At 63.2% G+C, this 13,952-nt stretch carries 14 protein-coding genes and 1 tRNA gene; 10 read left to right on the top strand and 5 right to left on the bottom strand.

Going from position 1 to position 13,952, the window contains the following annotated elements:
* The first annotated feature begins 47 nt into the window (after positions 1-47).
* The 7 genes from petA (at position 48) to QYH69_RS22605 (ending at position 5,576) form a co-directional block, all read left to right on the top strand.
* Positions 48-665 (top strand): ubiquinol-cytochrome c reductase iron-sulfur subunit, encoded by a 618-nt coding sequence (gene petA / locus QYH69_RS22635; RefSeq protein WP_075158288.1) that lies wholly within the window; start codon positions 48-50, stop codon positions 663-665.
* The gene (locus QYH69_RS22630) at positions 665-2,050 is read left to right on the top strand and encodes a cytochrome bc complex cytochrome b subunit (RefSeq protein ID WP_075158287.1); all 1,386 of its coding nucleotides are present in this window, start codon (positions 665-667) and stop codon (positions 2,048-2,050) included. The genes petA and QYH69_RS22630 overlap by 1 nt, the downstream gene beginning before the upstream one ends.
* Positions 2,051-2,074: 24 nt before the next feature.
* On the top strand, positions 2,075-2,830 hold the full coding sequence (locus QYH69_RS22625; protein ID WP_308834008.1) for a cytochrome c1: 756 nt from the start codon (positions 2,075-2,077) through the stop codon (positions 2,828-2,830).
* A gap of 108 nt (positions 2,831-2,938) precedes the next feature.
* Positions 2,939-3,550, top strand: a complete 612-nt coding sequence (locus QYH69_RS22620) for a glutathione S-transferase N-terminal domain-containing protein (protein ID WP_006052302.1) — start codon at positions 2,939-2,941, stop codon at positions 3,548-3,550.
* A 96-nt stretch (positions 3,551-3,646) separates the two neighbouring features.
* Positions 3,647-4,168 (top strand): ClpXP protease specificity-enhancing factor, encoded by a 522-nt coding sequence (locus QYH69_RS22615; RefSeq protein ID WP_308834007.1) that lies wholly within the window; start codon positions 3,647-3,649, stop codon positions 4,166-4,168.
* Between the two features lie 19 nt (positions 4,169-4,187).
* Positions 4,188-4,263: transfer RNA gene (locus tag QYH69_RS22610), tRNA-Thr, on the top strand.
* Between the two features lie 158 nt (positions 4,264-4,421).
* Positions 4,422-5,576: a class I SAM-dependent methyltransferase gene (locus QYH69_RS22605; protein WP_308834006.1), complete on the top strand. Its 1,155-nt coding sequence runs from the start codon at positions 4,422-4,424 to the stop codon at positions 5,574-5,576.
* Positions 5,577-5,654: 78 nt separating this feature from the next.
* Here the strand turns inward: QYH69_RS22605 and QYH69_RS22600 are convergent, their stop codons facing one another.
* On the bottom strand, positions 5,655-6,917 hold the full coding sequence (locus QYH69_RS22600; protein ID WP_308834005.1) for a TIGR03862 family flavoprotein: 1,263 nt from the start codon (positions 6,915-6,917) through the stop codon (positions 5,655-5,657).
* A 420-nt stretch (positions 6,918-7,337) separates the two neighbouring features.
* Between QYH69_RS22600 and QYH69_RS22595 the strand changes: the two genes are divergently transcribed.
* A complete protein-coding gene (locus tag QYH69_RS22595; protein WP_308834004.1) occupies positions 7,338-7,550 on the top strand; it encodes a DUF1059 domain-containing protein in 213 nt (70 codons plus the stop codon).
* A gap of 20 nt (positions 7,551-7,570) precedes the next feature.
* Here the strand turns inward: QYH69_RS22595 and QYH69_RS22590 are convergent, their stop codons facing one another.
* Together QYH69_RS22590 and QYH69_RS22585 are read right to left on the bottom strand one after the other, a co-directional pair.
* Positions 7,571-9,127 carry an altronate dehydratase family protein gene (locus tag QYH69_RS22590; protein WP_308834003.1) on the bottom strand — a complete coding sequence of 519 codons (1,557 nt, stop codon included), beginning with the start codon at positions 9,125-9,127 and terminating at the stop codon, positions 7,571-7,573.
* A 297-nt stretch (positions 9,128-9,424) separates the two neighbouring features.
* Positions 9,425-9,745 (bottom strand): DNA-binding protein, encoded by a 321-nt coding sequence (locus QYH69_RS22585; RefSeq protein ID WP_075158281.1) that lies wholly within the window; start codon positions 9,743-9,745, stop codon positions 9,425-9,427.
* 448 nt (positions 9,746-10,193) lie between these two features.
* Between QYH69_RS22585 and QYH69_RS22580 the strand changes: the two genes are divergently transcribed.
* The gene (locus QYH69_RS22580; RefSeq protein ID WP_308834063.1) at positions 10,194-11,024 is read left to right on the top strand and encodes an SAM-dependent methyltransferase; all 831 of its coding nucleotides are present in this window, start codon (positions 10,194-10,196) and stop codon (positions 11,022-11,024) included.
* A 28-nt stretch (positions 11,025-11,052) separates the two neighbouring features.
* Here QYH69_RS22580 and QYH69_RS22575 read toward each other — a convergent pair whose 3' ends face one another.
* Together QYH69_RS22575 and QYH69_RS22570 are read right to left on the bottom strand one after the other, a co-directional pair.
* Positions 11,053-11,637, bottom strand: coding sequence for a DUF1415 domain-containing protein (locus tag QYH69_RS22575; protein WP_308834002.1), 585 nt, complete (start codon positions 11,635-11,637; stop codon positions 11,053-11,055).
* Between the two features lie 34 nt (positions 11,638-11,671).
* The gene (locus tag QYH69_RS22570; protein ID WP_308834001.1) at positions 11,672-12,364 is read right to left on the bottom strand and encodes a TetR/AcrR family transcriptional regulator; all 693 of its coding nucleotides are present in this window, start codon (positions 12,362-12,364) and stop codon (positions 11,672-11,674) included.
* A 222-nt stretch (positions 12,365-12,586) separates the two neighbouring features.
* On the opposite strand from QYH69_RS22570, the gene QYH69_RS22565 reads away from it, so the two are divergent.
* Entirely contained in the window at positions 12,587-13,870 is a 1,284-nt protein-coding gene (locus QYH69_RS22565; protein WP_308834000.1) for an MFS transporter, read from the top strand.
* The last annotated feature ends 82 nt before the right edge of the window (positions 13,871-13,952 follow it).

Raw genomic sequence — 13,952 nt, 5'->3', positions numbered from 1 at the left:
TAGAAAGCGACGGAAGGAAAAAATCCAACCTAGAAGTGGGGCGTGTGATGCGAGACAAGGAAGATGGACGCGTCGACGGCGGCCGCCGTACCTGGCTGATCGCGACGACCGTAACAGGTGGCATCGGAGGAGTCGCCACCGTAATACCCTTTGTTGGTTCATTTGCACCATCGGAAAAGGCCAAGGCGGCGGGCGCGCCGGTCCAGGTCGATATCAGCGGCTTGAAGCCGGGCGACATGATGACGGTCGCGTGGCGCGGCAAGCCGGTGTGGATTCTGAACCGCACCGACAAAATGCTCGCCGATGTTCAGAAAGCCGATAACGAAGTCGCAGACCCGCAATCCAAAAACCCGTTTTCGATGCCGATGCCGGACTACTGCAAGAACGAGTTCCGCTCGCGGCCCGATCACAAAAATGTTCTCGTTGCCGTTGCGGTGTGCACCCACCTGGGCTGCACGCCGACACCGCGCTTCCAGGAGGGCGCGCAGCCCAATCTTCCGGACGACTGGCCAGGCGGTTTCCTGTGCCCGTGCCACGGCTCGACGTACGATCTTGCCGGGCGCGTCTTCAAGAACAAACCTGCGCCGCAGAACCTCGACATCCCGCCTTACATGTTCGTGGGCAATACGCTCGTGATCGGCAAGGACGAGAAAGGAGAAGCGTAATGGCGACGACCGAAAAAGATGTGGAGACAACGGCCGGGCTCGTAGGGTGGATCGATCGGCGCTTTCCGATGACGTCCACCTGGAAGGCCCACCTTTCCGAGTACTACGCACCGAAGAACTTCAACTTCTGGTATTTCTTCGGCTCGCTCGCGCTGCTTGTGCTGGTCAATCAGATCGTCACCGGCATTTTCCTCACGATGAACTACAAGCCCGACTCGACGCTCGCGTTCGCATCGGTCGAGTACATCATGCGCGAGGTGCCGTGGGGCTGGCTGATCCGATACATGCACTCGACCGGCGCGTCGATGTTCTTCGTGGTCGTGTATCTGCACATGTTCCGCGGGCTGCTGTACGGCTCGTACCGCAAGCCGCGCGAGCTCGTGTGGATCTTCGGCTGTGCGATATTCCTCTGCCTGATGGCCGAAGCGTTCTTCGGCTATCTGCTGCCGTGGGGGCAGATGTCGTACTGGGGCGCGCAGGTGATCGTGAACCTGTTCTCGGCGATCCCGTTTATCGGCCCCGACCTGTCGCTGTGGATTCGCGGCGACTACGTCGTGTCCGACGTCACGCTGAACCGCTTCTTCGCGTTTCACGTGATTGCGATTCCGCTCGTGCTGATCGGCCTCGTGATCGCACACATCGTGGCGCTGCATGAAGTCGGGTCGAACAACCCCGACGGCATCGAGATCAAGGCGAAAAAGGACGCGAACGGCATTCCGCTCGACGGCATTCCGTTTCACCCGTACTACTCGGTGCACGACTTCATGGGCGTCTGCGTGTTCCTGATGGTGTTCGCGGCGATCATTTTCTTCGCACCGGAAATGGGCGGCTACTTCCTCGAAGCGAACAACTTCGTGCCGGCCAATCCGCTGCAGACGCCGCCGGAAATCGCGCCGGTCTGGTACTTCACCGCGTTCTACGCGATGCTGCGCGCCACCACGGACCCGTTCAAGATCGTGCTGATGATCATCGTCCTGCTGCTCGGTCTGTTCGCGCTCGTGCGCGCGCGCGGCAAATGGCGCGTCGGCCTGCCGGTGCTCGCGGTGCTCGTCGTGCTCGCGATGTATTTCACCGAGTCGAAGTTCTGGGGCGTGGTCGTGATGGGCAGCGCGGTCGTGTCGCTGTTCTTTCTGCCGTGGCTCGACCGCTCGCCGGTCAAGTCGATCCGCTACCGGCCGTTCTTCCACAAGGTGTTCTACGCGATCTTCGTGTTCGCGTTCCTGACGCTCGCGTTTCTCGGCACCAAGCCGCCTTCGCCGGCGGCGACGGTCATCGCGCAGATCTGCGCGCTCGTGTACTTCGCGTTCTTCCTCGGCATGCCGTTCTGGACGCCGCTTGGCCGTTTCAGGCAGCCGCCCGAACGAGTGCGGTTCAAACCCCACTGAATGCCACGCGAGGAGAACCCGAACATGAAGAAACTGCTTTCGATGCTCGCGCTGTTAGGCGCGATGCTGTGCACGCTGACGGCTGCCCCGGTTTTTGCGCAGGAGAATGTAACGCTGGACCGGGCGCCCGATAACACGGACAATTTTGCTTCGCTGCAACATGGCGCCCAATTGTTTGTAAACTATTGCCTGAATTGCCACAGCGCGAACCTGATGCGGTACAGCCGGTTGCAGGATCTCGGCATCTCGCAGAAGGAGATCGAGCAAAACCTGATGTTCACGTCGGACAAGATCGGCAACACGATGACGATCGCGATGCATCCGGACGACGCGAAGTCGTGGTTCGGGGCGGCGCCGCCCGATCTGTCGGTCGAGGCGCGCGCGCGCAGCACGGCATGGCTGTACACGTATCTGCGCAGCTTCTACCGCGACGATACGCGGCCCACGGGCTGGAACAACCTCGTGTTCGAGAACGTGAGCATGCCGAATGTACTGTGGCAGTTGCAGGGGCAACGCAGCGCAAAGTTCGAAGAAGAAACCGACGAGCGGACCGGCGAAAAGCTGCGCAAGTTCGCGGGCTTCCAGCAGGTGACCCCGGGGACGGTGTCGCCGGTAGATTATGATTCGGCTGTGGCCGATCTGGTCGCGTACCTGTCGTGGATGGCCGAGCCGACGCAGAAGATCCGCCAGCAGCTTGGCGTGTGGGTTCTGCTGTTCCTCGGTCTCTTGAGCTTTTTCGCCTGGCGACTGAACGCCGCGTACTGGAAAGATATCAAATAAACACACCGTAGCGGGTGTGGGGCCGGTGCAAGGAAAGACCGCACAGGAAAACCTGTGAGGCCGGTTTTTCCGCGTGCTGGCCCTTCAGCTTTTTGAGGAAACGCAAAAATGATGGTTCTGTATTCCGGCACTACGTGCCCGTTCTCCCAGCGTTGCCGGCTGGTGTTGTTCGAGAAGGGCATGGATTTCGAGATCCGCGACGTCGATCTGTTCAACAAGCCGGAAGATATCGCGGTGATGAATCCGTACGGTCAGGTGCCGATTCTCGTCGAGCGCGACCTCATTCTGTACGAATCGAACATCATCAACGAGTACATCGACGAGCGCTTCCCGCACCCGCAACTGATGCCGGCCGATCCGGTGCAGCGCGCCCGGGCGCGCCTGTTCCTGCTGAACTTCGAAAAGGAACTGTTCGTGCACGTCGGCACGCTCGAGAACGAGAAGGGCAAGGCGGCCGAGAAGAATCACGAAAAGGCGCGCCTCGCGATCCGCGACCGCCTTACGCAACTCGCGCCGATTTTCCTGAAGAACAAGTACATGCTCGGCGAAGAATTTTCGATGCTCGACGTCGCGATCGCGCCGTTGCTGTGGCGCCTCGACCACTACGGCATCGAACTGTCGAAGAACGCCGCGCCGCTGATGAAGTACGCCGAGCGTATCTTCAGCCGCCCGGCGTATATCGAAGCGCTGACGCCGTCGGAAAAGGTGATGCGTCGCTGAGTCTGGCGAGTGTGTTGAACCTGGCGAGCGGCGTCGCACGCCGCCGCCATGGCCCCGTTGGCCGCCGTGGCTGCCTGCCCGGCACGAGGACTGTTGATGCAAGAAATTTCGACGAAGCCGTACCTGCTGCGCGCGCTGTACGAGTGGTGTACCGATAACGGCTACACGCCGCATATTGCGGTGCGGGTCGACAATCAGACACGTGTGCCGCGCCAGTTCGTGCGCGACAACGAAATCGTGCTGAATATCAGCTTCGAGGCGACGAGCCAGTTGCAGATGGGCAACGAGTGGATCGAGTTCAGCGCGCGGTTCTCCGGCAAGTCGCACAAGATCGAAGTGCCGGTGGCGAACGTGCTGGCGATCTACGCACGAGAAAACGGGCAGGGCATGGCGTTCCCCGTCGATTCGACGGGCGGCGAGGCGACCGACTCGGAAGCCGAAGGCGACGAGGCGTCCGCCGAAGAAGCCGGCTCGAGCGCGCAGGCCGCGCCGGCACTCGATGCTGCCGGCACCGGCGATGAGCAGGGCGCACAAGACGGTGCCCAGAGCGACGACGGTCCGCGTCCGGACGACGATGGCGGCAAAGGCGGAAGAGGTCACCTCAAGGTCGTGAAATGAAGTAGAATCGCGGTCTTACGCCGGCTTAGCTCATCTGGTAGAGCAGTTGATTTGTAATCATCAGGTGGCGGGTTCGAGTCCTGCAGCCGGCACCAGTATCGAGAAGCGGACGCGAGCGGACCCCACCGGGGTCCGCTTTTTTGTTTCGCCGCCATTCCCATTCGTCCATTCGTTTTCTCGCGGCGGCACTTTCGCGCCCCGGCGGGCGACGAAGACACTGCTGCATAATGTCTTTCGCCGCTCTCGTCCGATCATGACAACATCCGCCGATTCTTCCGCTGTTCCCAACGCTTCCGCCACGATCAGCTGGCCCGAAGCCGACGGTCCGCAGTCTGCCCGCTGGCGCTCCGAAGCGGGCGTGCCGCCGCCGAAACGCGTCGTACTCGCCGACGACCGCACGACGGCCGATTCCGCCTATCGACTCGCATGCGAGGGCACCGCGTTGCTTTGGCGCGGCGACTTCCAGAACGCGCGCCAACTGCTGCAGGCAATGACACGCCGTCTCGAACGCAAGCCGCCGAAGCGCGCGTCCTCGACGCTCGACGCGTTCAACCTGCACCGGCAAGCGCAATCGCAGCGCGCACGCACGCTTGGCATGCTGCTGATTCCGCTCGACGCCGATTACACGATTCCGTTGCGTCGCGCGCCGAATGTGCAGAGCGCGTGCGCCGAAGCGTACGGTGCGCCGGGCAGCGAGGACTCCGTGGTGTCGTTACGCGAACTGCTCGGTCTGATCGGCGCGCGCGAATGGCGCAAGAAGGGCGTCGAGATTTCCGCGCTCGGTGAACGCATTCACCCGCACTACGGCGTGTTTTCGCCGGTGCGCGGCGAATATGTCGATCTCGTCGCGCGCCTGCCGTTGCCGTCGCTGAAGATGGCGTTCGATATCGGCACCGGGACCGGCGTGCTGTCCGCAGTGCTTGCGAAGCGCGGCGTCGGGAAGATCGTCGCAACCGATCAGGACCCGCGCGCGCTCGCGTGTGCACGCGAAAACATCGAGCGGCTCGGCTACGCGGACCGCGTGGAAGTCGTCGAAGCGGATCTGTTTCCGTCAGGCCGTGCGCCGCTTGTCGTGTGCAATCCGCCGTGGTTGCCGGCGCGGCCGGCGTCGCCGATCGAACACGCGATCTACGATCACGAGAGCCGGATGCTGCTCGGCTTTCTCAACGGCCTCGCGGAACACCTCGAGCCGGGCGGCGAAGGGTGGCTGATCCTGTCCGACTTCGCGGAGCACCTCGGCTTGCGCACGCGCGACGATCTGCTCTCGGCGATCGATCGTGCGGGGCTCGCAGTCGCGGGACGCGAGGACATCCGGCCGCGTCATCCGAAGGCAACCGATTCGTCCGACCCGCTGCATGCGTCGCGCGCGGCCGAGGTGACCTCGCTTTGGCGTTTGAAGGCACGGTAGCGTCAACGTGGCCGACGTGCCCCACGCGCCCAACGCAGCGCAACGCGACGGTCAACGCGAGACGAACAACCAACAACCTTATCGCCCCGCACTCGCCAGGTAACTCAACGCGCCCATCCCCGCCGCCAGACCGCTTGCAAAACACGCAGTCAACAGATAGCCGCCGGTGGGCGCCTCCCAATCGAGCATCTCACCCGCGCAGAACACGCCGGGCAGCTCGCGAATCATCAGATGCGAATCGAGCGCTTCGAACGGCACGCCACCCGCGCTGCTGATCGCCTCTTCGATCGGCCGCGCGCGCTCGAGCCGCAGCGGCAGCGCCTTGATCGCGCGCGCCACGCGTTCGATATCGAAGTAGTCCTGTTTCGACAAACACTCGTGCAGCAAGCCGAGTTTCACACCCGCAATGCCGATACGGCTTTGCAGATGACTCGACATCGAACGCGAGCCGCGCGGCCGCACGACTTCGTCGATCACCCGCTCTCGCGAGAGCCCCGGTGCGAGATCGAGCTGAATGACCGCCTCGCCGTCCGCCTGCATGCGTTCGCGAATCGCGCCTGACAGCGCATAGACGAGACTGCCTTCGACCCCCGTCGTCGTGATGACGAACTCGCCTTGCCGGTGCTGCACCTCGTTGTCGATGTCGGTCACCGAGATCGCCACCGCCTTCACCGGCTGACCCGCAAAGCGTTCGCGAAACGGTTGGCTCCAGTCCCTGTCGAAGCCGCAGTTCGAAGGCGCGAGCGGCGCGACCGGCACATTGCGCGCTTCGAGCAGCGGCACCCACGATGCGTCGGAGCCCAGACGCGGCCAGCTGCCGCCGCCAAGCGCGAGGATCACCGCATCGGTGTGCAGGACCTCCTCGCCGGCCGGCGTCGCAAGGCGCAGTGCGTGCCGCGCGCGGCCGCCCGGCGCGTCCCAGCCCACCCATTTGTGCCGCATGTGAAAACGCACGCCCGACGTGCGCAGCCGGTGCAGCCAGGCGCGCAGCAGCGGTGCGGCTTTCATGTCGGTCGGAAACACGCGCCCGGAGCTGCCGACGAAGGTGTCGACGCCGAGCTCGCTCGTCCAGGCGCGCAATGCATCGGGACCGAAGCGGTCGAAGAGCCGTCCGATCTGCGCGTGGCGTTTGCCATATCGCGCGATGAAGCGGTCGAGCGGTTCCGAATGCGTAATGTTCATCCCGCCCTTGCCGGCCATCAGAAATTTGCGCCCGACCGACGGCATCGCATCGTAGACGTCGACCTGTACGCCGTGCTGGACGAGCGCTTCGGCCGCCATCAGTCCGGCGGGGCCGCCGCCGATGACGGCGACGCTATGGCGGTCATGCAAAATCGACATGCGTGGCAAAGAAGAGAGAGTGTGTGGTGTCGGAAAGGCGCGCCCGACACCGGTTACGTATGAAGCGCGCCGTCAGGCGGCGCCCGCATTTTCCCATACGCGTGCAGGGCGGCCCAATGGCCCAATGGCCCCCCATGCCCCATTGCCCGGTTCGCGATCAGGACCGTCGTATTGTGCAACGATCGCCTTTCGAAGCGCTTCGAGGTCTGACAAAGGACAGCCGTCTGGCAGCGCCCTTATTTTTGTCGCATCTCGACCTATACTTTTTGACAACCCTCCATTGGACGCGCTTCGCGTCATTCCCCCGCGCACACGCTCCCTGTCATCTGATCGAACGAAGCGAACCTGCGTTGCGGTTCGATCGCACAGACCGGCAGGCGTCACACCGCGTGCGCATTCATTGATGTGAGGAGTACTGCCATGAGCCGCGTATTTATCGATTGTCGCGAATATCCGAGCGACATTGCATGTTCGGTCGCGTTATGCGCCGACTCGGAAAGCGAGTTGCTCGAAGCCGCCGTGCAGCACGCAGTCGCGGTGCACAACCACACGGACTCGCCCGAACTGCGCTCGCAACTGAAGACGATGTTCCACAACGGCACACCGCCCGTCGAAACGGCACGCGGAACGTGAGCGGGAAACCGGCGCGCGTTTCAGGTCACCACGCCTACTTGCCACGGCACGAACTCGTTCTGCCCATACCCGTGCAGCTCGCTTTTCGACCGAACGCCCGATGCGCAATCGAGCATCATCCGGAAAATCGCTGCGCCGAGTTCGTCGATCGACGCGGTGCCGTCGATCACGCCGCCGCAGTTGATGTCCATGTCGTCCTGCTGCCGCTCCCACAGCGCCGTGTTGGTGGCGAGCTTCAGCGACGGTGACGGCGCGCAGCCGTATGCGGAACCGCGGCCAGTCGTGAAGCAGATCAGATTCGCGCCCGACGCGACCTGACCGGTTGCCGACATCGGGTCGTAGCCGGGCGAATCCATGAACACGAAGCCCTTCGCGGTGATCGGCTGCGCGTATTCGTAGACGTCGACGAGATTCGTCGTGCCGCCTTTTGCGACCGCGCCGAGCGATTTTTCGAGGATCGTCGTGAGGCCGCCCACCTTGTTGCCGGCCGACGGGTTGTTGTCGAGCGCGGCGTCGTTGCGCGCACAGTAGTCTTGCCACCACGCGATGCGCGCGAGCAGCTTTTCGCCGACTTCGCGGCTCACCGCGCGCCGCGTCAGCAGATGCTCGGCACCGTAGACTTCGGGCGTCTCGGAGAGAATCGCGGTGCCGCCGTGCCGCACGAGGCGATCGACCGCGGCGCCGAGCGCGGGGTTGGCCGAAATGCCCGAATAGCCGTCGGACCCGCCGCATTGCAGCCCGACGTTCAGATACGACGCCGGCACCGGTTCGCGCGTGACGCGGTTCGCATCGTCGAGCATCTCGCGCACCATGGCGATGCCGCGCTCGATCGTCTTGCGCGTGCCGCCGCTGTCCTGAATCGTGAAGCTGCGCAGCTTCGGCTGATCGTCCTTGAGCCCGCCTGACTCGAGCACGCCGCCGATCTGATTCGCTTCGCAGCCCAGGCCGACGAACAGCACCGAGGCGAAGTTCGGATGCACGGCATAGCCGGCCAGCGTGCGGCGCAGAATCTTCATGCCTTCGCCGAGCGTGTCGATGCCGCAGCCTAGGCCGTGCGTCAGCGCGATCACGCCGTCGACGTTCGGGTAGTCGGCGAGCGCCTGCGGATGCACGTCGCGCCGAAAGTAGTCGGCAATGGCGCGCGCAACGGTTGCCGAACAGTTGACGCTCGTCAGCACGCCGATGAAATTGCGTGTCGCCACGCGGCCGTCCGCGCGGCGAATGCCCATGAAATGCGCGGGTTCGGCGGCGTAATCCGTTGCATGCACATCGATGCCGAACTCGTGTTCGCGCGCAAACTCCGCCATGCCGAGGTTGTGCACGTGCACATGCTGCCCGCGCGCGATCGCATCGCGCGCAACGCCGATGATCTGGTTGTAGCGCTTGACCGGCTCGCCCTTGGCAATCGCGCGTGCCGCAACCTTGTGGCCGGGCGGAACCAGCCCGGTGACGACGAGGTCCTCCGCGTCGATGCGCGTGCCCGGCACGAGTTGCCGGGTCGCGATGATCACATCGTCGTTCGGATGAAGGCGGATGGTGGAGTGAATGGATTGCGCGGCAACTGATTCAGTTGGCATGGGCTGGCCTCGGAACGGGGACGTTGGGCAGAGCGGTTGTCTTCGGGCTATCGCGCGGCGCCTCGAGCGAGGGCCGCATGCACGCTTTTCTTGTGCGAACGACCAAAGAATAGCCGATTGCCCACGCCCTATGCGAGCGCGGCGAGAAGGCGCGACAGCCTTGTAAGCCGCGTCAAGCGTGCGTGCCTTCAGTGCGCGTCAATGCGACGGCGCGCCTGATCCGGCGTCATCGCAGTACGGGTAGTCGCAGCCGGTGCGAGTCCGCGCTTCCGTTTGCCGCGATCCGTTCGCGGCCATTCAGCCAGGGTACGCCTCGTCGACCTTCAACCCCGCAAGCTTGAAGATCACCCGCAGCGTTTGCGGTTTGATGTCGCGCCGGGACGCGAGCGTCGTCATCACGAAGTCGAGCACCTTGGCGTACTTGAGCATGATCAGGACCGTCTCCAGATCGACGCTGCCGTCTCGCATGACTTCAGCGAGGCGCAGCATCTCGACCGAGATATCGCGCGCCATTTCGAGCTCGAGCTGCTGTTTCTCGGTCCATTCCGGAGTCGTTGTTAGTTTCGCGAGCAGTTCCTGAAATTTCTGCTCCGCGTTTCCGTTGGGTGTCGTATCCATTGCCGCCTCTTCTGATCTGAGCGCGCTTACTGTGGGCAGTCGCGGCACGCTTCAGGTTAGGTTACGTTCGTCCCCGTCCTGTTACGCATGGATCCATGCAGGTTACGCTGACAGGTACGACTTCCCCCGAAGTCGCCGGTTCACCGCATCGTCCGGTGCGGCCGGCAGCTTTGGTCGTTATTTCGCGCGCCAGCTCAGCGGGGCTCGTGGTCCCGATGGCTTTACGCGCGTTGTGGCGCGCGGGCGTCACATTCGCATTGCTCCGCCGATGTAGCGCCCTCGATGGGGTCCAGCGCTGCATGAAGCGTTCCTACGTCCCTGTTCGTGCACCGTTTTTAAACGCCGCGAACGGCGAAGCCCGCGGCGCTTTTCGGTAAACTGACAGGAACTTCCTCTTTCTTCCGTCGCCTGACGCACGTTTTTCATGCAATCGGTGGCACGCCAGTCGATGTCCGGTAAAAATTACGAGATCCGACCCGATCAATCCGTCGAGCTTCTAAAGGAGCTGCATATCCTGACACGCGACGGCAAGATGAATCAGGACAGCCGTCGCAAGCTCAAGCAGATCTATCACCTGTTTCAGTTCATCGAGCCGCTGCTGCAGGACGTGAAGGGAACGAACGGCTCGGTGTCGCTCGTCGATCACGGCGCGGGCAAGTCGTACCTCGGTTTTATCCTGTATGACCTTTTCTTCAAGGATCTGCGCGACAACTCGCACATCTTCGGCATCGAGACGCGCGAAGAACTCGTAGCGAAGTCGGAGGAACTGGCACGGCGCCTCGGATTCAGCGGAATGTCGTTTCTGAATCTGTCGGTGGCCGAGTCGATCGAGTCCGACCGGTTGCCGCCGACCGTCGATATCGTGACCGCGCTGCACGCATGCAACACCGCCACCGACGATGCGATCCGCTTCTCGCTCGAAAAGCGCGCGAAGTATGTCGTCGTGGTGCCGTGCTGCCAGGCGGAGGTCGCGGGCGTGTTAAAGCGCAACAAGAGCAAGTCGCTTGGCAGCGCACTGACCGAAATCTGGCGCCACCCGCTGCATACGCGTGAATTCGGCAGCCAGATCACCAATGTGCTGCGCTGTCTGCAGCTCGAGGCGCATGGTTATCAGGTGAACGTCACTGAACTCGTCGGCTGGGAACACTCGATGAAAAACGAGCTGATCATCGCGCACTACAAAGACTTGCCGCGACGCAAGCCCACCGAGCGGCTGCACGAAGTGATGGATACGTTCGGGCTTAACGAATTGCGCGAGCGGTTTTTCGTCGACGCGTGAGCATGCGAGCGCGGCCGTGCCTTGCGAATCAGCCGGTATCGGTTTGCGCCGCCATCCATTGCTGCCAGCCTTGCTGGCCCAGCCGACGCAAGGTTTCCTGATTGCGCTCGTAGATGTCGGCAGCATCGGGAAACGCATCGACCGCGCGTTCGATGCTCGCTTCGCGCAGCAGATGCAGGATCGGATAGGGCGAGCGATTCGTATAGTTTTCGATGTCGTCCGGCTCGCTGCCTTCGAACTGATAGCGCGGGTGGAAACTCGCGATCTGCAGCGTGCCTTCGAGACGCAGCGCCTTCAGCATCCGGTCCGCGAAATACAGGCAATCGTTGTATTCGAGGAAATCGGCGAGCGCATGCGGAACAATCAGCAGCGTCGTATCGACGGCGGCAGCAGATGCGTCCGCCAGATTGCGTAGCTCGCTTTCGAGGTCGGCCAGCACGCCTTCGATGTCCGCTGCATCGCTGACCGCATAGCGGATCTGGTCTTTCGCATGCACCGCTTTGGCAAACGGACACAGATTGAGGCCGATTACCGCGCGCGTGAGCCAGTGCCGCGTCTCGGCAATGATCGCATCGTGTGAATCGGAATCGGCGGGCGGCGAGGACGTCGGCATAGCGGGCACTGCGAGGGACAGGACGGCGAAGCCGCTATTTTACCGGCGCGTCGGCGCACGCGGCCGCGATCAGTTGCGCGGCAACGGCCGGCGCCGCCGCGATCGGCCCGCAGCCCGGACCGTAGGTCTGACTTGCCGCATAGATGCCTTCGATCAGCAATGCGAGCGCGTCCGCGAGCGCCGCGGGCTCGCGCGCGCCCGCTTCTGCAGCCAGTTCGTTGAGCCTCGCGACAAGCTTTGCCTTATTGCGGTTCACACATAGCCGGGCCGGGTGCGACGCGTCGGGGAACTCCACCGATACATTGACGAACGGACAGCCCCGGTAATCGGGTGAAGACGCGCGCTGCGCGAGGTCCGAAAAATAGTAGTTCAGCTGTTTGGCCGCATCGCCCGAATGCTTTGCAATGCGGCGCTCGAGGCGCTCGAAAAACTCGCGGTCGGCCTGTTCGAGCCATGCCACGACCAGGTCGTCCTTCGACGAAAACCGCCGATAGAGACTCATCTTGTTCACGCCCGCGCGCTCGACGACCGTATCGACGCCGACCGCGCGCACGCCTTCGCGGTAGAACAGTTCGGTCGCGGCGCGCAGCAACTGTTCTTGCGCTTCGCTCCCCGCGGTTTGCGAACGACGCGGCGTCGCGCGTGCGCCGGTTTGCGACGGCGGCTGTTTTTCGGCGCCAGCCGTCGACGCGTTCCGTGGTTTCTCAGCGTGTGATGAATCGTTCATGACAGTGTGCAAATACCGAATGAGTCGCCTTGACATGTTACTGACCGGTCACTATCATCGCAAGTCTGTTGTGACAGACCAGTCACAAGTGCTTCAAGTCTAAGAAATTCAAAAGGTTCGGACGCGCGGCACGGACCACTACGGATCACGACGGACCCCGACCGTCGCGGCGGCGCGTGCGTCCCTTTGCGCGGCGGCGTCCATCGAAACGGAGAGCAACGGATGAACTGGGCTTCAAGACTCATCGGAGGGCGTTTTCACTACGGCTGGCTGGCGGTCGCCGTCGTGTTTCTCGTGCTGCTGGCGGCAGCCGGCACGCGTGCGACGCCGAGCGTGATGATGGTGCCGCTCGAGCACGAATTCGGCTGGAGCCGCGCGACGATCTCGCTCGCCATTTCGGTGAATATCGCACTGTACGGGCTGACGGGCCCGTTCGCGGCGGCCGCGATGCAGCGCTTCGGTGTACGTCCCACGCTGCTCGCCGCGCTTGCCCTGATGGGAGCCGGCGTCGCGCTGTCGTCGATGATGACGGCGCCGTGGCAGATGGTGCTTGTGTGGGGCGTGATGGTGGGCGGGTCGACTGGTGTCGCGGCGCTGACGTTGTCGGCGACCGTCGTCAACCGCTGGTTTACGAAGCGCCGCGGGCTTGTGATGGGCATCCTCACGGCGAGCTCGGCGACCGGGCAGCTCGTGTTCCTGCCGATGCTGGCCGCCATCGCCGAGCACCATGGCTGGCGGCCGGTCGTGTGGGTCGTCGCGCTCGCAGCCGGTGTCGTGCTGCCGCTCGTTGCGTTGCTGCTGCCCGAGCGTCCCGCCGATCTGACCTTGCGTCCGTACGGCGAGCCCGCCGATGCGCCGTTGAAAGCCGACCAGTCGAAACAGAACCCGCTCGCGATCGCGTTCGGCACGCTTGCATCCGCGAGCAAAACGCGCGACTTCTGGCTGCTGTTCTTCAGCTTCTTTATTTGCGGCGCGAGCACGAACGGCTACATCGGCACGCATCTGATCGCGATGTGCGGCGACTACGGTCTCTCCGAAGTGCAGGGCGCTTCGCTGCTCGCCGCGATGGGTATCTTCGATCTCTTCGGTACGACGCTGTCGGGCTGGCTGTCCGATCGCTTCAACTCGCGCGTGCTGCTGTTCTGGTACTACGGCCTGCGCGGGTTGTCGCTCATCTACCTGCCGCATGCGTTTGGCATCGACTTCTTCGGCCTGCCGCTTTTCGCCGTGTTCTACGGCCTCGACTGGATCGCGACGGTGCCGCCTACCGTGCGTCTTGCGACCGATGTCTACGGCAAGGAGTCGGCGCCGGTCGTATTCGGCTGGGTCGTGGCCGGACACCAGCTCGGTGCGGCATTTGCCGCGCTCGGCGCCGGGATGCTGCGCTCGAGTCTCGGCACCTACACGGTTGCCTCGATGATCTCGGGTGGCTTGTGCCTGATTGCCGCGGTGATCGTGCTGCGCATCAATCGTCGTCCGCGAGGTGCAGCGGTTCAGGCCGTCTGACAGATGTCGCGGCATCATGCAGTCCCGCTGTCTCGCAGTCGCCGCTGCTTGCGCGTGTGCATGAGCAGATCGATCGCCGGTT

Origin of the sequence: Paraburkholderia sp. SARCC-3016, assembly GCF_031119615.1 — a bacterium.
GTDB lineage: Bacteria > Pseudomonadota > Gammaproteobacteria > Burkholderiales > Burkholderiaceae > Paraburkholderia.
Note: the sequence above shows the minus strand (reverse complement) of the source record. Positions and strands in the feature narration are given on the sequence as shown.